Here is a 25,953-nt window from a genome sequence, read left to right as displayed (position 1 = left end):
GATGTGCCGTCATCTCGCCTATCTCGGCGCGCCGGTGTCCCCGGCGGAGCTGATGTTCGCCGCGCCGCACGCGCTGCTCGTGCAGTCGTACGCGCCGCTCGACATGCGCGGCGGCGGTTCGGTGAACGCCGACGGCTTCGGCCTCGGCTGGTACCCGGAGCCGGGTGCGCCGCCGCAGCGCTACCGCCGCCGCGAACCGCTGTGGACCGACCAGACGCTGCCCGCGCTGGCCGCGTCGGTGCGCACTCGCGCGTTCGTCGCGGCGGTGCGCAACGGCACCACCGGAATGCCGGTCACCGAAGCGGCCGCCGCGCCGTTCGCCGAGGGCCGCTGGCTGTTCAGCCACAACGGCGTGGTGCGCGGCTGGCCCGGTTCGATGCGCGGGCTGGCCGGGCGGCTGGACGTCACCGAGTTGTTCACGCTCGAAGCGCCGACGGATTCCGCACTGCTGTGGGCGTTGCTGCGCGCCCGGCTGCGCGCGGGGGAGGAGCCGCTCGAAGCGGTGACCGGCCTCGTGCGGGAGGTCGAGGCGGTCGCCCCGGGCTCCCGGCTGAACCTGCTGCTCACCGACGGCGAACTGCTCGTCGCCACCGCCTGGACGCACGCGTTGTCCGTGCGCCGCACCGAAACCGGCGTGGTGCTGGCGTCCGAGCCGTGCGATCCGGACCCGGCCTGGACCGCCGTGCCCGACCACCACGCCGTGCGCGTCACCGCGGCCGGCGTCGACGTCCTTCCCCTGACCCTGGAACGGAGCACCGCCCGATGACCGAAGCGGACCTGGAGAGCCATCGCCGCGACGTGACCGCCGAACTGCGCGCGGACGTGCGCGAGGGGCTCACGGCCGACCAGAAGTGGTTGCCGCCCAAGTGGTTCTACGACGCCGAAGGCAGCAAGCTGTTCGAGAAGATCACCGCGCTGCCGGAGTACTACCCGACCCGCAGCGAGCGCGAGGTGCTCGCGGCACGGGCGGCCGAGATCGCCGAACGCACCGGCGCGCACACGCTCGTCGAGCTGGGGTCGGGGTCGAGCGAGAAGACCCGGCTGCTGCTGGACGCGCTCACCGCGCACGGCACGCTGGAGGCGTTCGTGCCGATGGACGTGTCGGAAACCGCGCTCGCCGAGGCCGCCGCGGCGATCACGGCGGACTATCCGAAGCTCGAGGTGCGCGGGGTGGTCGGCGACTTCACCCAGCACCTGCAGCTGCTGCCCGGCACCGCGCCGCGGGTCGTCGCCTTCCTCGGCGGCACGATCGGCAACTTCCTGCCCGACGAGCGGGCCGAGTTCCTGCACTCGGTGCGCGACGTGCTCGGCGAGGGGGAGTGGCTGCTGCTCGGCACCGACCTGGTGAAGGACCGGGAGACGCTGGAACGGGCCTACGACGACGCCGCGGGCGTCACCGCGGCGTTCAACCGCAACGTGCTGCGCGTGATCAACGCCGAACTGGGCGCGGACTTCGACCCGGACGAGTTCGACCACGTCGCCCACTGGAACGCCGACCGCGAGTGGATCGAAATGCGGCTGCGCGCCCGGCGCCGGACGGAGGTGCAAATCCCCGGCGCGGACCTGATCGTGCCGTTCGCCGAGGGCGAGCACATCCGCACCGAGGTGTCCGCGAAGTTCCGCCCCGACGGCGTCGAGGCGGAACTGAACGCCGCCGGGTTCGCGCTCGAGCGATGGTGGACAGACTCACAGCAGCGGTTCGGGGTGAGTTTGGCAAGATCAGTGCGTGCGTAACCCTCTCGCGGCACTCGCCCGCAAGCTCGGCACCCAGCGCCGGCTGATGGGCGCCTCGCGCGCCATCATCGCGACCGACCGGCAGCTGCACCGGTGGTTCGGCGGCCGGATCAGCCTGGTCGGCCTGGCCGGACTGCCGTCGCTGCGCCTCACCACCACCGGACGGCGCAGCGGCCTCCCGCGGAGCACGAACTTGCTGTACTACCCCCACGGCAGCGAGTTCGTGCTCACCGGCTCCAACTGGGGCCGTCCGAAGAACCCGGCGTGGACGCACAACCTCCGCGACAACCCGAAGGCGACGGTCGCGCTGCGCGGCCGCGAGATCGAGGTCAAGGCGCGGGAACTGGAAGGCGCGGAGTACGACCGGATGTGGGCGGAACTGCTCGAATTCTGGCCGGGCTACGAAATGGAACGCGACGCGGCGGGGCGGGAGCTGCCCGTATTCGTGCTGACCCGCTGCTGACGATCGAGCGGTGAGCGGAATCGAGCTGCTGGGCTCCGCACGGGTTTGCGAAACCAGCCGTGAGCGTGCTTGGCCCCCGCGGGGAGGCAATGCGCGAGAGAGTGCGCGTGGCCGGTTGCTGGAAATCGTCGCTGACCGCGGATCAGCGCGATGCGTCCAAGCGGAGCGAGGCTGTCGCGTCTCCGGGCGGGGTGGTCGCGATCCCGATCTGGGTGTCGGTGTTGGGGTTGACGTCCGCCGTCGTGTCAGCTGCCCGGCGGACCCGGTGACCTCGAAGCAGAGTTTGCCGTTGCCCGCCGAGCCGATCCGGTCGGTGGAGCGGACGATGGTCAGACCGACAGTTTCGGGCGCGGGGCAGGGTCTGTAGAGAACGCGGCCGTCGCCGCTGATCAGCTGCACGTGGTCGCTGGCGAGGATCGCCGCGGCAGCCGCTGGCAGCAGTACGGTATCGAGCCTGTTGTCAAAATCGGACCTATCTCGGAGATCTGAATGTATGTGGTGCACGGCTGGTTCGAGCTGTGGGAATCCCCGGCCGAGCCGGAGTGGGGCGAGGAGAAGTTCGACGAGCTGGTCGAAGAGGTCCGGGCGCGGATCGCCGGCACCGACTTCGGAACCAGCGAAGTGACGATGAAGATCTTCAACGGCATCTACGTCCTGAGGGTGGACGGGGCTCCCAACCACCGCGGGACGGAAATACCCGAGGTGATCGGATTCCTGGAGTACGTCGCCCGGCTGCTTCCCGGGTCGCACGGGCTCCTGTACGAACGAGACGAGGAGGCTACCGACGCGCCCGGGCAGAACGGGTTCCGGGTCCGGGTCATGGCGCGCGGGGAACTGAGTCTCCGGCTGGACCCGTTCCTCTCGCCGATCCAGCCCGTCGTCGAGGATCCCTGATCGGCGGTCGCTCGGCAGAACCCCGCACATCCTCCTTTTGGCCGGTGCCCGGCTTGGCCGGATTGTGCCAGTCTCGGTGACGCCCCGTAATCAGACGGGTGCGCAACCAGGGGAGATTCCACGTGCGCGGAGCGAAAAGAGCACGAGCCGGAGCACTGGTCGCGGCGATCGCGGCCGCGCTGACCGGGCTGGCGGGCACTGCCGTCGCGGCGCCCGCCGGTCCGGCGGCGCAGCAGGCCACACCCGCGGAGATCGCGCGCACCGCGCCGGTCAGGTGGGAGGACTGCACCAAAGACCAGTTGCGCGGGGTCCCGGAAGACCAGGTGAAGCTGTACAGCTGCTCGCGTTACCGCGTGCCGGTCGACCACGACGACGCGTCGCTCGGCAGCATCGACATCGCGCTGATGAAGCGCGCCGCCAGGGTTCCCGGGCAGCGGATCGGGTCGCTGTTCCTCAACCCGGGCGGTCCGGGCGGGTCCGGGCTGCGGATGCCGATCGCGGGCGACCGCTACTTCCGCCCGCAGGTGATGGACCGCTTCGACCTCGTCGGGTTCGACCCGCGCGGCGTCGGGGCCAGCAATCCGCTGCGCTGCTTCACCACCGCCGAGGACGCCGCGGACGTGCAGAACGAGATGGTCCCGGTTCCGTTGTCGCGCAAGGAAATCTCCGGCACGCTCGCCGCGTACCGGGACTACGGCCAGTTCTGCCGCCGCAACGCGGGCGCGCTGCTCGACCACATGTCCACCCGCGACGTCGTGCGCGACCTCGACCAGTTGCGCGCCGCCGTCGGCGACAAGCAGCTGACCTACACCGGGTTCTCCTACGGCACGCTCGTCGGCTCCACCTACGCGGCGATGTTCCCGAAGCAGACGCGGGCGATCGTGATCGACGGGAACGTCGACCCGCAGCTGCGCACCAACGACGGTGTCACCTACGACCTCGCACGGGCGCAGGGCTTCGAGATCGCGCTCGCCGGTTTCCTCGACCGCTGCGCCCAGGCCGGCGATAAATGCGCGTTCAGCGCGGGCGACCCGCGCGCGAAGTTCGACGAGCTGCGCGAGCACGTGCGCACCGACCCGATCACGTTGCCCGACGGCACGAAGATCGACCTCGGCGCGTTGACCGGCGCGGTGTCGAGCTCGCTGTATTCGCCCGCCTCGTTCGGCGAGCTGGCGGAGGGCTTGCAGCAGGCGTACTCGGTGCTGCATCCGTCGTTGCAGGCGCAGTCCGCGCGGAAGGGCACCTTGTCCGCGGGCCGCGGCGGTCTGCTCGACCTCGCCCCGGACAGCCCGTACACCGGCGACGACTCGTATTTCGCGGTGAACTGCGCCGACAAGCCGATGCGGATCCGGCAGGAGCAGGTGCCGGGCATCGCGGCCAAGGCGGACCGGGAATCGCCGACTTTCGGCCGCTACCAGGTGTTCTCCGACATCGCCGCGTGCCCGGTGTGGCCCGCCGCGAAGACGTCCGACCCGTACCGCGGGCCGTGGCGCGCGAACACCGCGACGCCGGTGCTGGTGGTGAGCAACTTCTACGACCCCGCCACCCGGTACCGCTTCGGCCAGCGGATGGCCGAGGAACTGGGCAACTCGCGGCTGCTGTCGGTCGACGCGTTCGGCCACTGCATCCTCGGCAAGGCGCGCGGCGTGGACGACGCGACCGCCGCGTACCTGATCGACCTGAAGGTGCCCGCCGCCGGCCAGGTGTTCCAGCCGGACCAGCAGCCGTTCACGACGCCCGCGAAGGGCTGATCGGTTGATCTTCGGCCCGGAATCGGGCATATCGGCACAACCCTCTTGTCAGCGCCCGGCGGATCGGTGAAAGTGTCCGCCAGAAGTTCACCTGAGGGGGGTTGACGTGCGGCGCTGGGCGGGCGGATTCGGCGCGGCCGCGGTCCTTGCCGGGACCGCGGCGCTCGCCGGGTGCTCCGGCTCGCCCGCCCAGCCCGGCCCGGTCGAGGTTTCGCGCTCGGCCTGCGGCGACGGCTGGACCGCGCCGCCGGCCGGGCCGCAGACCCTGCAGGTCCGCAACAACGCCGCCGTCACGATGGAGATCGAACTCGTCGACCCGGCCACCGGGACGGTCTTCGGGGAACTGGAAGGCGTCGGCCCCGGCACGACGCGCGCGTTGCCGGTGAACTTCGGCAACGGCGCGTACGCCCTGCGCTGCGCCCCCGAGGACGGCACGCCCTTCGTCGGCCCGACCGTGCAGGTAACCGGCGGCGCGGACCGCCCGGGCCCGGCGGTGGTGCCGGTGACCAACGCGGATTTGCTCGGCCCGCTCAAGCAGTACCACGCCTACGTCGCCGACGGCCTCGGCACGCTCACCGGCCAGACCGCGGCGCTGGCGCAAGCCGTCCGCGCGGGCAATCGCGGTGCGGCGCAACAGGCTTGGCTCACCGCGCACCTCACCTACGAACGGCTCGGCGCCGCTTACGACGCCTTCGGAGACTCGGACGGGGCGATCAACGGCACCACCGCCGGGCTGCCGGGCGGTGCCGCCGATCCGGGCTTCACCGGCTTCCATCGCCTCGAGAACGGCTTGTGGCACAACGAAGCGGTGCCCGCGCTGAGCCCGATCGCCGATCAGCTCGACCAGGTGGTCCAGAAGCTGCGCACGTCGTTCGCCGACGCCCAGATCGACCAGAACGATCTCGGCCTGCGCGCGCACGAGATCATGGAGAACACCCTCCAGTTCGAGCTGACCGGCCGCACCGACTACGGCAGCGGCTCCACCCTGGCGACCGCGCGCGCGAACCTCGCCGGGACCCGTGCGGTGCTCGACGTGCTGCGCCCGTTGCTGACGACGAGGTTCCCCGGTTTGAAGGATCTCGACGCCTGGATCGCCCGCACCGACCACGATCTCCAAGCGGTCGCCGGGAAACCGCTCTCCGCTCTCGACCGGAAGCAGCGGCAGCGGATCAACGCCGACGTCTCGGAGCTGACCGAACGCCTGGCCCCGGTCGCGGCGATCGCGGAGCCGAGGAGGGTCTCGTGAGCCTGGGACGGCGCGCGTTCCTGCGCGGAGCGGCAGCCGCCGGGGCGGGCGCGGGTCTGGTCGGCCTGTCCGGAAGCGCGACAGCCGCCGGGGGAGCGGTGCCGTTCCACGGTCCACATCAGACAGCCGTGCTGGCGGAACCGGCGAGACATTCAGTCGTCGCCGCGTTCGACGTCGTCGCCGAGAATCGCGCCGAACTCACCGCCCTGCTCAAGGAACTGACCGACCGCGCGCGGTTCCTCACCGGCGGTGGTGCCTCCGCGTCCGTCGGGATCACCGGACCGCCCGCGGACTCCGGTGTGCTCGGTCCGGAAGTCCCGAAAGGACAGCTGTCCGTGCTGGTGGGCGCGGGCGCGTCGCTGTTCGACGACCGGTACGGGCTCGCCGCGCGCAAACCGCCGAAGCTCAAGCAGATGCCGATGTTCCCGGACGACGCGCTCGATCCGCAGTGGTGCCACGGCGATCTGTCCCTGGTGCTCAACGCCGCCGAACTGGACACCGTGCTGCACGCGCTGCGCGACATCGCCCGCGCGACCCGGGGCGGGATGCAGCTGCGCTGGAAGATCGACGGATTCAGCTCGCCGCCGCGGCCGTCCGGGACCCCGCGCAACCTGCTCGGGTTCAAGGACGGCACCGCGAATCCCGGGCCGTCCGAAGCGGACAGTCTGGTGTGGACCGACGACGGCGGCAGCTACCAGGTCATCCGGCTGATCCGGATGCTGGTCGAGTTCTGGGACCGGGTGTCGCTGTCGGAGCAGGAGAACATGATCGGCCGCCGCCGCGACACCGGCGCCCCGCTCGACGGCGCGGCCGAGCAGGACGCGCCGCGCTACGCCGACGACCCGATCGGCACGGTCATCCCGCTGACCAGCCACATCCGGCTCGCGAACCCGCGCACGCCGCAGACGGACGGACAGCGGATCCTGCGCCGCGCGGTCAATTACGACCGCGGCGTCGACTCCAACGGCAACCTCGACATGGGCCTCGTCTTCACCTGTTACCAGCGCGATCTCGAGCAGCAGTTCGAGGCCGTGCAGAAGCGGCTCGCCGGCGAGCCGCTCACCGACTACGTCTCGCCGTTCGGGGGCGGATATTTCCACCTGTTCCCGGGCGTGACGGATCCGGCCGACCACTACGGCCGGGCAGTGCTGGGCTGAGCGGAAGGAGTTCTGCAGTGAAGCGGACCAGGAAGCGGGCCACCGCGGCGGCCGCGCTGGCGGCGACCGCGGCGCTGGCCGCGGCGTGCGCGAGCAGTTCGGCGTCGACCTCGGCCCCGGCGCACGCGATCGCCGCCGAGACGTTCACGACGTCGACGCCGATCAAGCACGTCGTGGTGATCTTCGGCGAGAACATCTCCTTCGACCATTACTTCGGCACCTATCCGAACGCGACGAACGAGAACGGCACTCCGTTCCATGCCGCGCCCGGCACTCCGAAGGTCAACGGCCTGACTCCGGAACTGCTGCAGCACAACCCGAACGCTTACAACCCGAAGCGGTTGAGCCCGGACCAGGCGCTCACCTGTGATCAGGCGCATGACTACAAGAAGGAACAGGCCGCGTTCAACGGCGGCAAGATGGACAAGTTCGTCGAGTACACCGAGAAGGACAAGTGCACTGGGCAGCCTGTGTTGTTCGGCGAGCCTGGTCTGGTGATGAATTACTTCGACGGCAATACTGTTACTGCGATGTGGAATTATGCACAGCATTACTCGTTGAATGATAATTCGTTCAATACTGTGTTTGGGCCGTCTAGTCCCGGGGCGATCAATCTCGTGTCGGGGCAGACGCATGGGTTGCAGCCGGTGGATTCGGTTACCGGGGAGCCTAAGGTTGATCCGCATACCGCGGCTTCGCCGGATGCTCATGGGGTCGGGACGATGATTACCGATCCGGATCCGGCGTTCGACGACTGTTCGGACAAGAATCACACGGCTAAGGACAATCTCGGGGCGTTCCAGGGGCGGAATGTCGGGGATTTGCTGAATGCTCGCGGGGTTACTTGGGGCTGGTTCGAGGGTGGGTTCCGGCCTACTGGCGAGGCTAACGGGTATGCCGTCTGCGGGACTAAGCATCCTAACGTGGGTGGGCAGGCGTCCGTTGACTACAGTCCGCATCACGAGCCGTTCCAGTACTACCGGTCGACGGCTAATCGGAAGCACCTTCCGCCGTCCTCCTTGCATGCGGTGGGGCAGCAGGATCAGGCTAATCATCAGTATGACGTCCGGGACTTCAATGATGCACTCGCTGCGGGGACGATGCCTGCGGTGAGTTTTCTGAAGGCTCCGGAGTATCAGGACGGGCATGCTGGGTATTCGGATCCGTTGGACGAGCAGGCCTTTGTGGCTGAGGAGGTCAATCGGATCCAGGCTTCGCCGCAGTGGAAGAATACGGCGATCGTGTTGGCTTATGACGATTCGGACGGGTGGTATGACCATGTTGCGCCGAAGATTCTGAACGGGTCGCACGATTCGGCGCAGGATGCTTCGGTTTGTACTTCGAAGCCGGTTAAGCTGGGCGGGTTCGCGGATCGGTGCGGGTATGGGCCTCGGTTGCCGTTGCTGGTGATTTCGCCTTATAGCAGGGTTAATTATGTTGATCACACTATGACTGATCAGACTTCGGTGTTGCGGTTTATTGAGGACAACTGGCATTTGGGGCGGATTGGTGGCGGGTCGTTTGATGTGATGGCGGCTCCGTTGACTGGGATGTTCGATTTTTCGCATGCTAAGGCGAAGTCGTTGAAGTTGGATCCTAAGACTGGGGCGGTGGTTGGTTAGGGGCGCTGCGGTTACGGGGCGGCTCGTCGCCTGGCGGCGACATTGCGGCCTTGGTTGCGTGGGGGACCCCGAAGCCCATTGTGATGACGGTCCGGGGGTGCTTGTCAAGGCGGGAAAGATGCCTTGACAAGCACCCCCGGACCGCATTTTTGGCTTCGTATCGGGGTGCGGGGGTGGTGTGGGTGCCTCGATTGTTGGGTGCATTGGCGGCGGTTTTAGGGCCGGGTGCCTTGATGCGTTGGGTGCATTGGCTGCGGTTTTCGGGCGCGCGGGTGGGTGCGTGGTTGGGATGGGGTATGCGGGTGTCGGTTGGGGTGGGGGTAGCGGCCCAATGTGGCATTGGGTGCGTCTGACGCACCGAACGCCGCATTGGGGGCATGCGATGCACCCAATGCCGCATTGGGGGCGCATCGCGGCGGCGGGGCGGAGCCGGGGCCGGGGCCGGGTGGTCCGTGAAGGGCTCTTTGAGGGAATCCAAGTCCGTGAAGGAGGCCCTCACGGCCGGCGGGCGGGTCGTGAGGGGAACCCTGGGGGAATCAGAGTCAACGGGGGTTCCCCTCACGCACGGCGGCGAAGCGGGCGAAGCCGGAGACAAGTGTGGCCCGCTCCGAAAGATCGGAGCGGGCCAACAACTTGGAGGTCAGACCGTCAGGACTGGGTCATCTTCCGCAGCACGTACTGCAGGATGCCGCCGTTGCGGTAGTAGTCCGCTTCGCCGGGGGTGTCGATGCGGACGACCGCGTCGAACTCGACCTTTGAGCCGTCTTCCTTCGTGGCCGTCACGTGGACCGTTCGGGGCGTTTCGCCCTCGTTCAGCTTCGTGATGCCCTCGATGTCGAACGTCTCGGTGCCGTCGAGCTTCAGCGACGACGCCGATTCTCCCTCCGGGAACTGCAGCGGGATGACGCCCATGCCGATCAGGTTGGAGCGGTGGATGCGCTCGAACGACTCGGTGATCACCGCGCGCACGCCCAGCAGGCTGGTGCCCTTGGCCGCCCAGTCGCGGGACGAACCGGAGCCGTACTCCTTGCCGCCCAGGACGACCAGCGGGGTGCCTGCCGCCGCGTAGTTCTGGGCCGCGTCGTAGATGAACGCCTGCGGGGCTCCCTCGACGGTGAAGTCGCGGGTGTAGCCGCCCTGCACGTCGTCCAGCAGCTGGTTGCGCAGCCGGATGTTCGCGAACGTGCCGCGGATCATGACCTCGTGGTTGCCGCGGCGCGAGCCGTAGGAGTTGAAGTCCTTGCGCTCGATGCCGTGCTCGACCAGGTACTGCGCGGCCGGCGTGCCGGGCTTGATCGCGCCGGCGGGGGAGATGTGGTCGGTGGTGACCGAATCGCCCAGCTTCGCCAGCACCCGGGCGCCGGAGATGTCCTGCACCGGGGCCGGTTCGGCGGTCATGCCGTCGAAGTACGGGGGCTTCCGGACGTAGGTGGACTCGGCCTCCCACTCGAAGGTCTTGCCGGTCGGCGTCGGCAGCGACTTCCAGCGCTCGCCGCCGTCGAACACGTCGGCGTAGTCCTTCTTGAACATCTCCTGGGTGATCGCGGAGTCGATGGTCTCCTGGATCTCCTGCGGCGACGGCCAGATGTCCTTCAGGAACACGTCGTTGCCGTCGCTGTCCTGGCCGAGCGGCTGGGTCGCGAAGTCGAAGTCCATCGTCCCGGCCAGCGCGTACGCGATGACCAGCGGCGGGGACGCCAGGTAGTTCATCTTGACGTCCGGGTTGATCCGGCCCTCGAAGTTCCGGTTGCCCGAGAGCACCGAGACCGCGGTGAGGTCGTTCTCCTGGATCGCGGCGGAGATCTCGTCCGACAGCGGGCCCGAGTTGCCGATGCACGTGGTGCAGCCGTAGCCGACCAGGTGGTAGCCCAGCTTCTCCAGGTACGGCCAGAGGCCGGCCTTGTCGTAGTAGTCGGTGACGACCTGCGAACCCGGCGCCATCGACGTCTTGACCCACGGCTTGACCGACAGGCCCTTGTCGACCGCGTTGCGCGCGAGCAGCGCCGCGCCCAGCATGACCGACGGGTTCGAGGTGTTGGTGCACGAGGTGATCGAGGCGATCACCACGGCGCCGTGGTCGAGCACGAACTCGCCGCGGTCGGCGGTGGACACCTTGACCGGCTTGGTCGGGCGCCCGGTGGCCCCGTTCGCCGCGGACTGCACCGGCACCGCGGTCTCGTCCTGGAACGACAGCGCGGCCGGGTCGGAGGCCGGGAAGGTCTCCTCGACGGTCTCGTCGACGTTGGTGTGCGGGGTCGGCTGCTCGTCCTCGGCGTAGTCGTGCACCGACTTGCGGAACGAGGACTTCGCGTCGGTCAGCTCGATGCGGTCCTGCGGGCGCTTCGGGCCGGCGATCGACGGGACGACCGTCGACAGGTCCAGCTCGAGGTACTCGGAGTACTGCGCCTCGTGCGACGGGTCGTGCCAGAGGCCCTGCTCCTTGGCGTACGCCTCGACCAGCGCGACCTGCTCGGCCGAACGGCCGGTGAGCTTGAGATAGCGGACGGTCTCCTCGTCGATCGGGAAGATCGCCGCGGTGGAGCCGAACTCCGGGCTCATGTTGCCGATGGTGGCGCGGTTGGCCAGCGGCACCTGGGCGACGCTCTCGCCGTAGAACTCGACGAACTTGCCGACCACGCCGTGGCGGCGCAGCATCTCGGTGATCGTGAGCACGACGTCGGTCGCGGTCACGCCGGCCGGGATCTCGCCGGTCAGCTTGAAGCCGACGACGCGCGGGATCAGCATGGAGACCGGCTGGCCCAGCATGGCCGCCTCGGCCTCGATGCCGCCGACGCCCCAGCCCAGCACGCCGAGGCCGTTGACCATGGTGGTGTGCGAGTCGGTGCCGACGCAGGAGTCGGGGTAGGCCTGCCCGTTGCGGGCCATGACCGTGCGCGCCAGGTGCTCGATGTTGACCTGGTGCACGATGCCGGTGCCCGGCGGGACGACCTTGAACTCGTCGAAGGCGCCCTGGCCCCAGCGCAGGAACTGGTAGCGCTCGCGGTTGCGCTCGTACTCGATCTCCACGTTGCGCTCGAAGGCGTCCGCGCGGCCGAACACGTCGATGATCACCGAGTGGTCGATGACCATCTCGGCGGGCGCGAGCGGGTTGACCTTGTCCGGGTCGCCGCCGAGGGCGGTCACGGCCTCGCGCATGGTGGCCAGGTCGACCACGCAGGGCACGCCGGTGAAGTCCTGCATGATCACCCGGGCGGGCGTGAACTGGATCTCGATCGACGGGTCCGCGTTCGGATCCCATCCGCCGAGCGCGCGGATGTGGTCGGCGGTGATGTTCGCGCCGTCCTCGGTGCGCAGCAGGTTCTCGAGGAGGATCTTCAGGCTGTAGGGCAGCCGGGCGGCGCCTTCGACCTTGTCCAGGCGGAAGATCTCGTACGAGTTCTCTTCCACCTGCAAGGTGTCCTTGGCGCCGAAGCTGTCCTTGCTAGGTGCAGTCACGTCTAACTCCAGTGGCATGGATTCCACGCCGCCGCCGGCGTGTCCTCCCGGGTCAGTTCGGTGTCGGTCTCCGGGTCGTCGGGATCGACCCGCGCGAGTCTTGCGCACCCCCACCGTAGAACCGGAACCGGGAGGGCACACCTCGTCTTCTCGACCCAAACAGTACGCGTGTCCTGTATTTCGTTCAAGACGACACGCGGAGTGACGTGCGCCATCCGGACACGCGGTCCCGCCAGGTCCCCCGAACAGGGGAAATGATCTCCGCGGTGTGTAAGTTCTTCCTGAGGCTTGTGATAGTGGTGTGACTGCAGAGGTACGCGGTGTGCCCGCGGGACGGCAGCGGGCGAGCGGAGGTGGCGGGCGTGAGGGTCCGGCGTGGACAGTCCGGGACGGCGGGCGCGCTGGTGCGCGGAGCCGGGGCCCGGCGCGGGCTGGCGATCGCGACGGTCACCCTGGCGGCCCTGCTCGGCGCGACGAGCACCGGGCTCGCGGTGCCCCCGCCGCCGCCGAATCCGAGCGACTCCTCGATCGACTCCGCCAAGGGCGACGCGAACGCGAAGGCCGGCGAGGTCGGCAGGCTCACCAACCAGCTCGCGCAGGCCGAGCAGAAGCTCAGCGCGCTGCAGGACAACGTCGAGCTGAAGCAGGAACAGGCCATGAAGGCCCTGGTCGACCTGCAGACCGCGCAGGACGAGGCGACCCAGGCGCAGAACGACGCGAAGTCGGCGCGCCAGGAGGCGGACGCGGCGGTCGGCGCCATCGAGAAGGCCCGCGCGGACGCGAAGAAGTTCGCCGCCGCGAGCTTCGAGCAGGGCAGCACGATCGGGTCGATCTCGGCGTACCTGACCTCGGACAGCCCGAAGGACCTGCTCGCCCGCGCCCAGCTGCTCAACTCCATCGGCGGCTCGCGGCTCAACGCGATGGACCGGCTCCAGCAGGCGCAGACGGAGAAGGCCAACAAGGACTCCGCCGCGCGCAAGGCGCTGGAGCTGGCGCAGCAGAAGCAGGACGCGGCCACGCGGGCGAAGGGCACCGCGGACGCCGCGCAGTCCGCCGCCGTGTCCGCGCAGCAGGCCCAGGCCGCGCAGAACACGCAGCTGGAAGCCAACAAGAACGCCGTCGAGCAGCAGCTGTACGCCGCGCAGGCGAAGGTCAACGGGCTGCAGGGGCAGCGCCAGCGCTACCAGGACTGGCTCGCGCAGAAGCAGCGCGAGGACGAGGAGCGCGCCCGGCAGGCGGCCCTGCGGGCAGCCGCGGCGAACAACGACGACGGAGGCGACAACGGCGGCGGAAGCCGCGGCCGGCCGTCCCCGGCGGCGGGCAGCTCGATCGAGGCCGTGATCGCGCGGGCGCTGTCCAAGGTGGGCATGCCGTACGCGTGGGGCGGCGGCAACGGCAGCGGCCCGACCCGCGGCATCCGCGACGGCGGCGTGGCCGACCGGTACGGCGACTACCGCAAGATCGGCTTCGACTGCTCCGGCCTGATGATCTACGCTTTCGCCGGCGTGCAGGGCCTGCCGCACTTCAGCGGCTACCAGTACACCTCCGGCCGCCGGGTCCCGCTGTCGCAGATGCGCCGCGGCGACATGCTCTTCTGGGGCGGCTCGGGCGGCATCCACCACGTCGCGCTGTACCTGGGCAACGGGCAGATGGTCGAGGCCCCGCAGTCGGGTTCGTACGTCCGCGTGACGTCGGTCCGCTACGGCGGGATCATGCCGTACGCGACGCGCCTCATCGGCTGAGCGGGCTCCACACGTAGGGCGTCGTCTCGGTCACCGCGGTGAAGCCGAGCCGTTCGAGGATCGGACGGCTCGTGGGCAGCGCGTCGACCTGGAGGTAGGCGACGCCGCGAGCCCGGGCCGCGCCGACCCGGTGCGCGACGAGCGCGCGGTAGAGGCCTCGGCCGCGCCATTCCGGGAGCGTCGCGCCGCCCCAGAGTCCGGCGAATCCGGTGCCGGGCACCAGTTCCAGCCGAGACGCGGCGACGAACCTGCCGTCCGCTTCAGCCACGACATGCGTGGTGGTCCCGGCGTCAGCGCGGGCCCGGGCGAGCAGATCCGCAGCGACCGCGGCTTCGTCGTGACCGAACACCGAGGCCGACAACGTCGCGATGCGCAGCAGGTCGTCGCTGCTGTCGGCTTCGCGCACGACCACGTCGGTGGACGGCGGAGCGGAGGCGGCGACCGCGTCCAGCGGCGCGATCAGGACGGTTTCGGTTTCCTCCGGGACGAATCCGGCCGCGAGCAACCGCTCCGGCAGCTCCGCGGGACGGTCGTGGCTGCGGGTCTTCCACTCGAACTCCTCGCCGCGAGCGGCGAAGAACGCGCGCTGGCGGGCGATCAGGTCGTCGAGCGCGCCGCCGGTCACGCCGAGGTCGGGTGGTCCGGAGACAAATCCGCGGCGGCCGCCGGTGAGGCGGGCGAGCGGGCCGTCGGCGGTCAGCTGCTGTCCGGGTTCGGCCTGGGTCAGTTCGGCTTGGCGGACTTCGCGGTCGTAAGCGGCGAGCAGCCGCGCGGCGTCGGGCACGCCCGGGAATTTAACCCGGACGACCCCGCAGCGCGCGCGGGTTTCCGGGGCGGGCACGCTGGGTGCATGACTGAGAGCCCCCGGTTCGCCGGGATCGTGCTGGCCGGCGGGTCCGCGCGGCGCCTGTCCGGAGTGGACAAGCCGGAGCTGCGGGTCGGCGGGATCTCCTTGCTGGGCCGGGCGGTCGAGGCGCTGTCCGGAGCGGATCCGGTCGTCGTGTGCGGTCCGCAGCGGCCGGGATACGACACCGTCGTCTGGACCTGCGAGGCCGTTGCCGGCGCGGGGCCGGTGGCGGCGCTGGCCGCTGGGCTTGAGGCGGTCGATGCGGACATTGTCGTGCTGCTTGCCGCTGATCTCCCCGGCATCCGGCGCTCCACAGTGGACCGACTGCGGTCCACTGTGGTCAGCGCGGACGGCGCGGTGCTGGTCGACGCGGCGGGGGAGCGACAGTGGCTGGTGAGCGCCTGGCACACGGCGGCTCTGCGCGAGGCGATGCCGGAGCGTCCGGAAAACGCGTCGCTGCGCCGGACGCTCGGCGGATTGCGGATCGCCGAGGTCCCCGCGGAGCCCGGCGAGAGCGACGACATCGACACGCCGGAGGACCTGGAAAAGCACCGCTGACAGGGGCTTCACAGCTGTCACACCGGCGATGCGATTGGCTACCGTCGCGGGAAGTTCTCGACCCAGTAGGGTCGCGGGCGAGCACGCAGACGCGGAAACCCCTGGAGGAAGAGTGACCGAGCCCGGCTTCGCCGAGGGAGCGAACGGGCAGCAGCCCGGCACCCCGGCGCGGGACGCCCAGCTGCTGGAACGCACCGTGTTCGAGGTGAAGCGCGTCATCGTCGGACAGGACCGGCTGGTGGAGCGCATGCTCGTCGGGCTGCTGGCGAAGGGGCACCTGCTGCTCGAAGGCGTGCCCGGGGTCGCGAAGACGCTCGCGGTCGAGACGTTCGCGCGCGTGGTGGGCGGGTCGTTCTCCCGCGTGCAGTTCACCCCCGACCTGGTGCCCGCCGACATCCTCGGCACGCGCATCTACCGCCAGGGCGCCGAGCGCTTCGACGTCGAACTGGGCCCGGTCGTCGCGAACTTCGTGCTCGCCGACGAGATCAACCGCGCCCCGGCGAAGGTGCAGTCGGCGATGCTCGAGGTGATGGCCGAGCGGCACGTGTCGATCGGCGGCAAGACCTTCCCGATGCCCGACCCGTTCCTCGTGCTGGCCACGCAGAACCCGATCGAGAACGAGGGCGTCTACCCGCTGCCGGAAGCCCAGCGCGACCGGTTCCTGTTCAAAATCCTGGTCGAGTACCCCTCCGCCGAGGAGGAGCGCGAGATCATCTACCGGATGGGCGTCACGCCGCCGGAGCCGCACGAGGTGCTGAGCCCGGCGGAGCTGGTGCGGCTGCAGGGCGTCGCGTCGCAGGTGTTCGTGCACCACGCGCTGGTCGACTACGTCGTGCGGCTGGTGCTCACCACGCGCACCCCGAACGACCACGGGCTGTCCGACGTCGCGGGCTGGGTGTCGTACGGCGCCTCGCCGCGCGCGAGCCTCGGCATCATCGCCGCGGCGCGGGCGCTGGCGCTCGTGCGCGGCCGCGACTACGTGCTCCCGCAGGACGTCGTCGACGTCGTGCCGGACGTGCTGCGGCACCGCCTCGTGCTGTCCTACGACGCGCTGGCCGACGGCGTCCCGGTGGACCACATCGTCACCCGCGTGCTGCAGACCGTGCCGCTGCCGCAGGTTTCGGCCCGGCCGCAGGGCGGCGCCGGCCCCGTGCCGGCGGGCGCGCCCGTCAGGTAGCGGCGTGGCTGGCACCTCCTCGAAAGAACCGGGCGGACGGCCCGGCTGGGCCCCGCCGATCCTGCGCGGCGACCGGATGGAAGCGGGACTGCGCACGCTCGAACTCGAAGTGCGCCGCCGCCTCGACGGGCTGCTCCAGGGCAACCACCTCGGGCTCGTCCCGGGGCCGGGTTCCGAGCCCGGCGAGGCGCGGCCGTACCAGCCCGGCGACGACGTGCGCCGGATGGACTGGGCGGTCACCGCGCGCACGACGACGCCGCACATCCGCGAGACGGTCGCGGACCGCGAGCTGGAGACGTGGGTCGTCGCGGACATGTCGGCGAGCCTCGACTTCGGCACCGCGCTGTGCGAGAAGCGCGATCTGGTCGTCTGCGCGACCGCCGCTGTCGCGCATCTGACCGGCGGCGGCGGAAACCGGATCGGCGCGCTCGTGTCCAACGGCGAAGGCATCACCCGGCTCCCGGCGCGCGGCGGGCTTCCGCACGCCCGCGGCCTGGTCCGGCGGCTCGCCGAGACGCCCCGTGCCGCCGAAGGCGTCCGCGGCGACCTCGCCGAGGCGCTGGAAAAGCTGCGCCGTCCGCCGCGGCGGCGCGGACTGGCGGTGGTGATCTCCGACTTCCTCGGCCCGATGGACTGGGAGCGCCCGTTGCGCGCGCTCGGCGGAAGGCACGAGCTGATCGCGATCGAGATCGTCGACCCGCGCGACGTGGACCTGCCGGACGTCGGCACCGTCGTGCTGGCCGACCCGGAGACCGGCCGGCAGCGCGAGGTGCACGCTTCGGCGTTGCTGCGCAAGGAGTTCGGCGCGGCGGCGAACGCGCACCGGCAGGCGGTCGCGGCCGGTCTGCGCCGGGCCGGGGCCGCGCATCTGGTGCTGCGCACCGATTCCGACTGGATCGCGGACATGGTGCGGTTCGTGGTCGCCCGCAAGCGCCGCTGGTCGGGAGGCGTCGCATGACCACGATGCACGCGGCAACCGGTAAGGAGGCGACGGCATGAGCCTCGCCGGATTCAGTTCGCCGTGGTGGTTCCTGCTGCTGATCGCAGTGGCCGCGGTGGCGGCCGCGTACGTGCTGTCGCAGCGGCAGCGGCGCCGCCGGGTGATGCGGTTCGCGAATCTGGAGCTGCTGGAGAAGGTCGCGCCCAAGGCGCAGGGCTGGATCCGGCACGTGCCCGCGGTGCTGATCGTGCTGTCGCTGCTGTTCCTGACGGTCTCGCTGGCCGGTCCGACGGCGGAGCAGAAGGTGCCGCGCAACCGGGCGACGGTCATGCTGGTGATCGACGTGTCGCTGTCGATGGAAGCCACCGACGTCGCCCCGACGCGGCTCAAGGCGGCGCAGGACGCGGCGAAGCAGTTCGCGCAGAACATGACCCCGGGCGTCAACCTGGGCCTGATCTCGTTCGCCGGAACCGCGACCGTGCTGGTCAACCCGACCACGGACCGGGCAGGCGTGACGAAGGCGATCGACAACCTGAAGCTCGCCCAGTCCACCGCCACCGGCGAGGGCATCTACGCGGCGATGCAGTCGATCCAGAGCTTCTCCGCGGTGGTCGGCGGCGCGGACGGTCCGCCGCCCGCACGGATCGTCCTGATGAGCGACGGCAAGCAGACGGTGCCGGAGGACCTGTACGCCCCGCGCGGCGCGTACACCGCGGCGCAGGCGGCGAAACAGGCACAGATGCCGATCTCGTCGATCTCGTTCGGCACCGAGCACGGGTCGGTCGACATCGAGGGCAAGCAGCAGGACGTCCGCGTGGACGACGAATCCCTGCGCGAGATCGCCCGGCTGTCCGGAGGAGAGTTCTACAAGGCGGCGAGCGCGGACGAGCTGAAACGCGTGTACGCCGACCTGGGCGAGCAGATCGGGTACGAGCTGAAGAACGCCGACGCGAGCAAGCCGTGGGTGGTGCTGGGGACGATCATCCTCATGGCCGGGGCGGCGACCGCGCTGGTGTTCGGCCAGAGACTGCCTTGACGCCGGTCGCTTCCGGCGGGGAGCGGTCCCGGCCGGAAGCGGCACGCGGATCCACACCATGCCGCCGCGCGGTTCCTGGGGCGAGCCGCCTTCACGGCGTCGCGAAACCGTTCTGCCGCCAGCCTTCGTACACCGCGATCGCCGTCGTGTTCGCCAGGTTCAGCGACCGGTTGTTGGGCAGCATCGGCAACCGCAGCCGTTCGGTGACCTCCGGGGCGCGCTGAACCTCGTCCGGCAGCCCGGCGGACTCCGGCCCGAACATCAGCACATCCCCTGGGGCGTAAGAAACCTCCGTGTAGAGCCGGGTCGCCCCGGCGCTGAACGCGTACACCTTCGCGGGCAGCAACGCCTGCCACGCCGCGGCCAGATCGGCGTGCACGTGGACCCGCGCGAGGTCGTGGTAATCGAGCCCGGCGCGGCGGAGCTGCTTGTCCTCCAAGGTGAACCCCAGCGGTTCGACCAGGTGCAGCTCGCATCCGGTGTTCGCGGCCAGCCGGATCGCGTTGCCGGTGTTGGGCGGGATTTCGGGGCAGTAGAACAAGACTCGGAACACGGGATGCCTCACGCCGCCTCGGGTAGATACTTCGCGTAAGCCGCGCGCACTTCCGGCGGCGGCTCCGCTTTGCGGTAGTTCTCGGTGTCGACGAACACGTACCGCAGCCGGAGCTCGGTGGTCACGGTGTCGCCGCGGCGGATGTCCAGCTCGAACCGCATCGACGTGGTGCCCAGGTGCACCAGATAGACCGACACCACGAGCTCGTCGTCGAAACGGCACGGCGCGAAATACCGCAGATTCGACTCGGCGACCACCAGGTCGACGCCGGTGGCGAGCAGTGCGTCGTGCGAACCGAAGAGGGTTCTTTCCACCTCGAACGCCGCCATGTCCGCGTAGGCAAGGTAATGCGCGTTGAAGACGATCCCCTGAGCGTCGCATTCGTGGTAGCGCACGCGCAGGGGCATTTCAACGAGAGGGCGGCGTTCGGTCACCCGACCAATCTAGCGATCAGCCGTGCAGGGCGCGGTAGGTGTCGGCCGCCCCCCGATGCAGCGGGACCGGTTGGGTGCCGATCAGCGTCCGCACGTCCAGGAACTGCGTCCCGACCGCCTGTGCGGGCACGAGCTCGGCAGCCCGCCCCGCGAGCACCCGAACCACCGCCGCCGCCACGTCGAACGGCAGCTTGGGCGAGCAGACCAGCAGATTCGCCACCCCGATCGTGCCCAGCGCGCCGACCCCGCGGTAAGCCCCGGCGGGCACCTGCACCTGTTCGTACAGCGGACCGTAGGCCTTGCGCAGCTGGGGGAGCACCGACGTCAGCGGGATGAGCGAGAGCGGCGTCGTGCGGTTGAGGTCGGCGAGGGCGGGCGTCGGGATGCCGCCGGACCAGAGGAACGCGTCGATCCGGCGGTCGTGCAGGGCGGCGACCGCGTCGTTCAGCGGCAGGTGCTGTGCTTGGACCGGGATGTTGCTCGCGGCGAAGACCCGTTCGCCCAGTTGCGCGGCGCCGGAGCGGCTCGCGCCGACCGAGATCGGGCGGCCGGCCAGCGAGCGCAGGTCGGTGAGCTGGTCCTCGGCGCGGACGACCAGCTGGAGGTAGTTCTCGTAGACGCGGCCGAGTGCTTGCAGCGGCACGGGTTTCCCGAACGGCGTGCCGCCGGTGATCGCGGATTGCGCCACGTCGGCGAGCGCCAGCCCGAAGTCGGCCGTTCCGTCCTGGACGCGTTGCACGTTCTCGACGCTCGCCTCGGTGGGCAGCGCGCTGCAGTGCAGCCGCGGTTCGGCGCGCGACAGTTCGGCGGCCAGGACCTCCGCGAAGGCCAGGTAGAAGCCGCCGGGTTCGCCGGACGCGATGGTGATCTTCCGGTCCGGGCCGCGGTAGGTGTCGTCGCAGGCGGCGAGCGTCAGGGCGAGGCCGCCGAGGAGCGCGGTGCGGCGGGTGACCTTCACGGCGTCACCGCCGCGGGCAGCGTGATCCGGACTTGCAGGCCGTGCGGTTCGACCGCGCGCAGCTCCAGAACCCCGCCCCGGGCACGGGTTTGCTCCCGCGCGATGGCGAGACCGAGGCCGGTGCCGCGAGGCGCGCCGTCGCCGCCCGCGCGCCAGAACCGTTCGGTGGCCCGGGCGAGGTCCTCCGGAGGAAGGCCCGGACCGTCGTCGGAGACGATCAGCGTGACACTGTCCGAAGTGGACTCCCAAGCGGCGGTGATGGTCGCTCCCTGACCGGCGTGGTGGACGGCGTTGTCCAGCAGGACGTCGAGAATCTGCGCCAGTTCGCTTTCCGGCGTACGCACCAGCAGCGGCTCAGTATGCACTTCGCACGGCACGAGGGTCGCGCCGGCTTCGTCGGCGGACAACCGCCATGCGTCGACCCGCTCCGCCACGACAGCGGCCAGGTCCGCGGGCTCGTCGTCGGCGCGCGCGGCCAGGCGGGTCGCGGTGCTTTCCGCGGTGGCCAGGGCGAGCAGACCGTCGAGAATTCGTTCCAGGCGCTCGACTTCCGCCACCGTCGCCTCGTAAGCCGGGCGGTTTTCGACCTCGGTGCCGAGCAGGTCGAGCCGGAGCCGGAGCGCGGCCATCGGATTCCGCAGCTGGTGCGAGGTGTCCGCGACGAGCCGCTGCTGCTGGTTCGCGGACTCGACCACCGCGTCGGACATCCGGTTCACCGATGCCGCGAGCGACCGCAGTTCGCGCGGCCCGGACCGTTCCGGCACCTGCGCGCGGCGTCCGCCCGCTACCGCCAGCACGCCGGTTTCCAGCTCCACCAGCGGTCGCACCATCCATCGCGACAGCAGGACCGCGAGCAGCACGAACAGCGCCGCGACCACCATCGCCCCGGCCGCGATCGCGCTCCACGCCGCCGCGACGTCCTGCGCCGCGGCGGTCACCGAAGCACGCAGCAGCACCACGCCGGACACCCGCGTCCCGGTGCCGACGGGGCGCGCGAACAGCACCGGCGTGTCCGACCACGGCTGGATCCGCTCGACCGGCGCTTCCGGCTCGTTGCGGAGCGTCGCCTCGATGACGGTCCGCGCGTCCGGATCGCTGCTGGTCAGACCGCCGGTTTCGACCAGCGGCTGCCGCTGCGCGTCGACGATCAGCACGCCTTCGCTGTATAACGACGAATACTGCCGCGCGTCGGCGTTCAACGCGGTCGCGTCGCCGGAATCGACCGCCTGTTGCGCGAGCACCACGAAGCGGTCGACGTCGCTGCTGCGCGAAATCACCAGCTGCTGGGTCCGCTGATCGGCGGTCGCGGACAGCAGCGGAACCGCGAACGCCGCCACGACGGCGAGCGCGAGCGTGACGAGGACAGCCAGCAGGCGAGTGCGCACCGATCAGCTCCGGCCGAGCCGGTAGCCGAAGCCGCGGATCGTGGTGAGCAGGCCGGGCCGGTCGAGTTTCGCGCGCAGCTGCGTCATGTGGACGTCGAGCGAGCGGGAAACGGCGAGGTACGCGTCGCCCCACACCTCGTCCATCAGCTGCTGGCGGCTCACCGCGGTGCCGGGCCGCGCGGCGAGCACCGCCAGCACCGCGAATTCCTTCGTGGTCAGCCCGATGTCGCGGCCGCCGACCACGACCCGGCGCGCGCCCAGATCGATCTCGACGTCCTCGATCTGCACCACCGGGTCCTTCGGCGCGGGGGAGGAGCTGCCCGCCCGCCGCGCCACCGCGTCCATCCTGGCCAGCAACTCCGCCATCCGCACCGGTTTCGCCAGGTAGTCGTCCGCGCCGAAACGCAGCGCCCGGACGACCGAACGCTCGTCGTCGCGCGCGGTCAGCACGATCACCGGCACCGGAGAGACCTGCCGGATCTTGCGGAGCACGTCCAGCCCGTCGAGATCCGGCAGGCCGAGGTCGAGAAGCAGCAGGTCCGCGTCCCGGTGCCGGGTGAGCGCGTCCGAGCCGCGGCCGACCGCGGTGACCGAGTGGCCGTGCGCCTGCAGCGTTTCGGCGAGTGCCCGGGCGACCCCGGTGTCGTCCTCCACGAGCAGCACGCGCACGGCCGTCCTCCCGATCAGTCCTCGCCGCGTTCGAGGGCGGACGAACGCGAAGTTTCCCGCATTGTCGCGTACACGACGAGCGACACGAGGACGCAACCCGCGACGTACCAGAAGAAGAGCGATTCGTGACCCGCCTTCTTCAGCGCCTGCGCGATCAGCTCGGCGGTCCCGCCGAAGATCGCGACGGTGAGCGCGTAGGGCAGGCCGACGCCGATCGCGCGGATCCGCGTCGGGAACAGCTCGGCCTTCACGATCGCGTTGATCGAGGTGTAGCCGGTCACGATCACCAGCGCGCCGAGCAGCAGCAGGAACGCGAGGAACGGCTGGCTGGTGCGCGCCATCAGGGTCATGATCGGCACGGTCAGCAGGGTGCCCGCGATGCCGAAGAACATCAGCAGCTTCCGCCGGCCGATCCGGTCCGACAGCCGTCCGGCCAGCGGCTGCAGGATCGCGAAGATCAGCAGCGCGACGAACATGATCACGGTGACCGTGCGGCGCGGGATGTGCGCGGTGTTCTCCAGGAACTTCTGCGTGTAGGTGGCGTAGGTGTAGAACGCGACCGTGCCGCCGAGCGTCAGGCCGACGACGAGCAGGATCTCCCGCGGGTACTTCACGAGCTGGCGCAGCGTGCCGCGCTCGCCCTTGCCGGCTTCCGCCCCCTCGGTGGCCCGCTGGTAGCTCTCCGACTCGTCCATCGACCGCCGCAGCGCCATCACGATCACCGCCGCGAGCGCGCCGACGACGAACGCGATCCGCCAGCCCCAGTCGCCCATCTGCTTGTCGGTGAGCACGCTCTGCAGGATCAGCTGCAGCCCCAGCGCGAGCAGCTGCCCGCCGACGAGCGTCACGTACTGGAAGCTGGAGTAGAACCCGCGCTTGCCTGGCGTGGCCACCTCGGACAGGTACGTCGCCGAGGTGGAGTACTCGCCGCCGACCGAAAGCCCTTGCAGCAGACGGGAAAACACCAGCAGGATCGGTGCCGCGATGCCGATCGTCGCGTAGCCCGGCGTCAGCGCGATGAGCAGCGAGCCGCACGCCATCATCGAAACCGAGAGCACGAGCGCGGAACGCCGTCCGTAGCGGTCGGCGAACCGGCCGAGCAGCCAGCCGCCGAGCGGCCGCATGAGGAATCCGACGGCGAACACCGCCGCGGTGTTGAGGAACTGCGCCGTGGCATCGCCGCCGGGGAAGAACGCCTTCGCGAAGTAGACGGTGAACGCCGAATAGGCGTACCAGTCGTACCACTCGACGAGGTTTCCGATCGAGCCGCGCAGCACGTTGCCGACCACGCGCCGCTCGTCCCGCGCCGAGCCGGCGTCCTGGATCCGGGTAGTCATCCTTGACCTCCTGTGTCGCGACTCACGGTGACCAACCGGGCAGTAACCATCAAGGTCGAGACGCGGTTCCTTACCGTCGCTTAGGACGGGAGTGCCGGGTGCGCCGCCGGTCAGCGCAGCCGATAGCCTCAGGCGGGCGCAATCGCGAAGACGACGAGGAGAACGCAGTGGGACGGTCGGTCTTGGTCACCGGCGGCAACCGGGGCATCGGGCTGGCGATCGCCCGCGACCTCGCGGAGCAGGGCCACCGGGTCGCGGTCACGCACCGCGGGTCCGGCGCGCCGGAGGGGCTGTTCGGCGTGCAGGCCGACGTCACCGACGCCGAGCAGGTGGACGCGGCGTTCAAGCTCGTGGAGGAGCACCAGGGGCCGGTCGAGGTCCTGGTGTCCAACGCCGGGCTCACCGACGACACCCTGCTCATGCGGATGTCGGAGGAGCAGTTCGAGCGCGTGCTGAACGCGAACCTCACCGGCGCGTTCCGCGTCGCCAAGCGGGCCTCGCGCGGAATGCTGCGCGCCCGCTGGGGCCGGTTCGTGTTCATCTCGTCCGTGGTGGGCCTTTCCGGCTCGGCCGGGCAGGCGAACTACGCGGCCTCGAAGGCGGGCCTGGTCGGCTTCGCGCGTTCGCTCGCGCGGGAGCTGGGCTCGCGCAACATCACCGCGAACGTGGTCGCGCCCGGTTTCGTGCACACCGACATGACCGACGCGCTGAGCGAGGACCGGCGCAAGGAGATCCTCGCCAACGTCCCGTCCGGCCGCTACGCCGAACCGGCCGAGATCGCCGCCGCGGTGCGGTACCTGTCCTCGGACGAGGCGGGCTACGTCAACGGCGCGGTGCTGCCCGTCGACGGCGGCCTCGGCCTCGGCCACTGACTTTTCCCGAGAAGAACACCCCACGACCTGGAGGACGTGTTGCCCGGATTGCTCGAAGGCAAGCGGCTGCTGATCACCGGCGTCATCACCGACGCCTCGCTGGCGTTCCACGCGGCCCGCATCGCCCAGCAGGAGGGCGCGAAGGTCGTGCTCACCGGCTTCGGACGGCTGTCGCTGGTGGAGCGCATCGCCAAGCGGCTGCCGGAGCCCGCCCCGGTGCTGGAACTGGACGTCACGAACCAGGAGCACCTCGACTCGCTCGCCGACCGCGTCCGCGAGCACGTCGACGGCCTCGACGGCGTGCTGCACTCGATCGGCTTCGCGCCGCAGAGCTGCCTCGGCGCGCCGTTCCTGGACGCCCCCAGCGACGACGTGAAGGTCGCGGTCGACGTCTCGGCGTTCTCGTTCAAGTCGCTCGCGGTCGCGACGCTGCCGCTGCTCGGCCGCGGCGCCTCGATCGTCGGCATGGACTTCGACGCGCGCGTCGCCTGGCCGGTGTACAACTGGATGGGCGTCGCGAAGGCCGCGCTGGAGTCGGTGAACCGCTACCTGGCCAAGGAACTCGGCCCGCAGGGCATCCGGGTCAACCTGGTCAGCGCCGGCCCGATGAAGACCATGGCCGCGAAGTCCATCCCCGGCTTCGGCGAACTCGAAGGCGGCTGGGACGGCCGCGCCCCGCTTGGCTGGGACTCCGCGGACCCGGAGCCGACCGCCAAGACGGTGTGCGTCGCGCTGTCCGACTGGATGCCTGCGACCACCGGTTCGATGATCATGGTCGACGGTGGAGTGCACGCGCTCGGGATCTGAGTTTGGTGCTGCGAATGGCCCCGCGGGAGTGTTCCCGCGGGGCCATTCGCTTTTTAGGCGGCCACCAGTTCCGGTGCGGTGTCGCGTTGGTGGAAGCGCAGGGCCGCGGTGAGGGCGGCTACGGCTAGTGCGCCGAGTGCGACGCTTACCCAGGCGACGCTGGAGAATCCCATTCCCGCGCTGATCGTGGTGCCGCCGAGCCACGGGCCGACGGTGTTTCCTACGTTGAATGCCGAAGTCGTGCTTGCGCCTACGAGGGTTGAGGTGCCGCCTGCTGAGGTTCACCCCGGGTCGTGGACACCGAGTTAGCAGGAT

General features: G+C 70.1%; 23 protein-coding genes. 15 read left to right on the top strand and 8 right to left on the bottom strand.

What is annotated here, in order from left to right; all coding sequences use genetic code 11:
* The first annotated feature begins 1 nt into the window (after position 1).
* From egtC to EIZ44_RS38595, 8 genes are all read left to right on the top strand, one after another.
* Entirely contained in the window at positions 2-766 is a 765-nt protein-coding gene (gene egtC, locus EIZ44_RS38630) for an ergothioneine biosynthesis protein EgtC (protein ID WP_037814287.1), read from the top strand.
* Positions 763-1,734, top strand: a complete 972-nt coding sequence (egtD, locus tag EIZ44_RS38625; protein ID WP_037814285.1) for an L-histidine N(alpha)-methyltransferase — start codon at positions 763-765, stop codon at positions 1,732-1,734. The genes egtC and egtD overlap by 4 nt, the downstream gene beginning before the upstream one ends.
* 46 nt (positions 1,735-1,780) lie before the next feature.
* On the top strand, positions 1,781-2,197 hold the full coding sequence (locus EIZ44_RS38620; protein ID WP_050788444.1) for a nitroreductase family deazaflavin-dependent oxidoreductase: 417 nt from the start codon (positions 1,781-1,783) through the stop codon (positions 2,195-2,197).
* Positions 2,198-2,686: 489 nt separating this feature from the next.
* Positions 2,687-3,091, top strand: a complete 405-nt coding sequence (locus EIZ44_RS38615) for an Imm7 family immunity protein (RefSeq protein ID WP_037814282.1) — start codon at positions 2,687-2,689, stop codon at positions 3,089-3,091.
* Positions 3,092-3,213: 122 nt separating this feature from the next.
* Entirely contained in the window at positions 3,214-4,842 is a 1,629-nt protein-coding gene (locus tag EIZ44_RS38610; protein ID WP_037814280.1) for an alpha/beta hydrolase, read from the top strand.
* A 106-nt stretch (positions 4,843-4,948) separates the two neighbouring features.
* Positions 4,949-6,088: an EfeM/EfeO family lipoprotein gene (locus tag EIZ44_RS38605; RefSeq protein ID WP_037814278.1), complete on the top strand. Its 1,140-nt coding sequence runs from the start codon at positions 4,949-4,951 to the stop codon at positions 6,086-6,088.
* Positions 6,085-7,245, top strand: coding sequence for a Dyp-type peroxidase (locus EIZ44_RS38600; protein ID WP_037814276.1), 1,161 nt, complete (start codon positions 6,085-6,087; stop codon positions 7,243-7,245). Before EIZ44_RS38605 ends, EIZ44_RS38600 begins: the two co-directional genes overlap by 4 nt.
* A 17-nt stretch (positions 7,246-7,262) precedes the next feature.
* Positions 7,263-8,867: a phospholipase C gene (locus EIZ44_RS38595; RefSeq protein WP_037814274.1), complete on the top strand. Its 1,605-nt coding sequence runs from the start codon at positions 7,263-7,265 to the stop codon at positions 8,865-8,867.
* Between the two features lie 648 nt (positions 8,868-9,515).
* Here EIZ44_RS38595 and acnA read toward each other — a convergent pair.
* A complete protein-coding gene (acnA, locus tag EIZ44_RS38590) occupies positions 9,516-12,341 on the bottom strand; it encodes an aconitate hydratase AcnA (RefSeq protein ID WP_240014254.1) in 2,826 nt (941 codons plus the stop codon).
* A 344-nt stretch (positions 12,342-12,685) separates the two neighbouring features.
* Here acnA and EIZ44_RS38585 point away from each other — a divergent pair, with 344 nt between their 5' ends.
* Positions 12,686-14,065, top strand: a complete 1,380-nt coding sequence (locus EIZ44_RS38585; protein WP_051728557.1) for an NlpC/P60 family protein — start codon at positions 12,686-12,688, stop codon at positions 14,063-14,065.
* Here the strand turns inward: EIZ44_RS38585 and EIZ44_RS38580 are convergent.
* Positions 14,055-14,849, bottom strand: a complete 795-nt coding sequence (locus EIZ44_RS38580; RefSeq protein WP_134733971.1) for a GNAT family N-acetyltransferase — start codon at positions 14,847-14,849, stop codon at positions 14,055-14,057. The genes EIZ44_RS38585 and EIZ44_RS38580 overlap by 11 nt on opposite strands.
* 66 nt (positions 14,850-14,915) lie before the next feature.
* On the opposite strand from EIZ44_RS38580, the gene mobA reads away from it, so the two are divergent.
* The 4 genes from mobA (at position 14,916) to EIZ44_RS38560 (ending at position 18,623) form a co-directional block, all read left to right on the top strand.
* A complete protein-coding gene (mobA, locus tag EIZ44_RS38575) occupies positions 14,916-15,470 on the top strand; it encodes a molybdenum cofactor guanylyltransferase (protein ID WP_134733970.1) in 555 nt (184 codons plus the stop codon).
* A gap of 112 nt (positions 15,471-15,582) precedes the next feature.
* Positions 15,583-16,647 (top strand): AAA family ATPase, encoded by a 1,065-nt coding sequence (locus EIZ44_RS38570; protein ID WP_037806526.1) that lies wholly within the window; start codon positions 15,583-15,585, stop codon positions 16,645-16,647.
* A gap of 76 nt (positions 16,648-16,723) precedes the next feature.
* Entirely contained in the window at positions 16,724-17,605 is an 882-nt protein-coding gene (locus tag EIZ44_RS38565) for a DUF58 domain-containing protein (RefSeq protein ID WP_235146550.1), read from the top strand.
* A gap of 37 nt (positions 17,606-17,642) precedes the next feature.
* A complete protein-coding gene (locus tag EIZ44_RS38560) occupies positions 17,643-18,623 on the top strand; it encodes a VWA domain-containing protein (RefSeq protein ID WP_009078098.1) in 981 nt (326 codons plus the stop codon).
* Between the two features lie 91 nt (positions 18,624-18,714).
* Here the strand turns inward: EIZ44_RS38560 and EIZ44_RS38555 are convergent, their stop codons facing one another.
* Genes EIZ44_RS38555 through EIZ44_RS38530 form a run of 6 tightly spaced genes read right to left on the bottom strand, consistent with a single transcriptional unit; the run spans position 18,715 to position 23,959 of the window.
* Complete coding sequence (locus tag EIZ44_RS38555; protein WP_037806523.1) at positions 18,715-19,176, bottom strand: tRNA (cytidine(34)-2'-O)-methyltransferase; 462 nt, start codon at positions 19,174-19,176, stop codon at positions 18,715-18,717.
* 8 nt (positions 19,177-19,184) lie between these two features.
* Entirely contained in the window at positions 19,185-19,610 is a 426-nt protein-coding gene (locus tag EIZ44_RS38550) for an acyl-CoA thioesterase (RefSeq protein WP_134668433.1), read from the bottom strand.
* 16 nt (positions 19,611-19,626) lie between these two features.
* Positions 19,627-20,568 (bottom strand): TAXI family TRAP transporter solute-binding subunit, encoded by a 942-nt coding sequence (locus EIZ44_RS38545; RefSeq protein WP_037806519.1) that lies wholly within the window; start codon positions 20,566-20,568, stop codon positions 19,627-19,629.
* Positions 20,565-21,953, bottom strand: a complete 1,389-nt coding sequence (locus tag EIZ44_RS38540; RefSeq protein WP_037806517.1) for a sensor histidine kinase — start codon at positions 21,951-21,953, stop codon at positions 20,565-20,567. The genes EIZ44_RS38545 and EIZ44_RS38540 overlap by 4 nt, the downstream gene beginning before the upstream one ends.
* A gap of 3 nt (positions 21,954-21,956) precedes the next feature.
* Positions 21,957-22,622, bottom strand: a complete 666-nt coding sequence (locus EIZ44_RS38535) for a response regulator transcription factor (protein ID WP_037806515.1) — start codon at positions 22,620-22,622, stop codon at positions 21,957-21,959.
* Between the two features lie 14 nt (positions 22,623-22,636).
* On the bottom strand, positions 22,637-23,959 hold the full coding sequence (locus EIZ44_RS38530) for an MFS transporter (protein ID WP_134733969.1): 1,323 nt from the start codon (positions 23,957-23,959) through the stop codon (positions 22,637-22,639).
* A 167-nt stretch (positions 23,960-24,126) separates the two neighbouring features.
* Between EIZ44_RS38530 and fabG the strand changes: the two genes are divergently transcribed.
* Together fabG and fabI are read left to right on the top strand one after the other, a co-directional pair.
* A complete protein-coding gene (gene fabG, locus EIZ44_RS38525; protein ID WP_043826988.1) occupies positions 24,127-24,831 on the top strand; it encodes a beta-ketoacyl-ACP reductase in 705 nt (234 codons plus the stop codon).
* A gap of 39 nt (positions 24,832-24,870) precedes the next feature.
* Positions 24,871-25,638 carry an enoyl-ACP reductase FabI gene (fabI, locus tag EIZ44_RS38520; RefSeq protein ID WP_037806844.1) on the top strand — a complete coding sequence of 256 codons (768 nt, stop codon included), beginning with the start codon at positions 24,871-24,873 and terminating at the stop codon, positions 25,636-25,638.
* The last annotated feature ends 315 nt before the right edge of the window (positions 25,639-25,953 follow it).

Origin of the sequence: Amycolatopsis nivea, assembly GCF_004522235.1 — a bacterium.
Lineage (GTDB): Bacteria > Actinomycetota > Actinomycetes > Mycobacteriales > Pseudonocardiaceae > Amycolatopsis > Amycolatopsis nivea.
The sequence above is the reverse complement of the archived record's forward strand: the minus strand, read 5'-3'. Positions and strand labels throughout refer to the sequence as shown.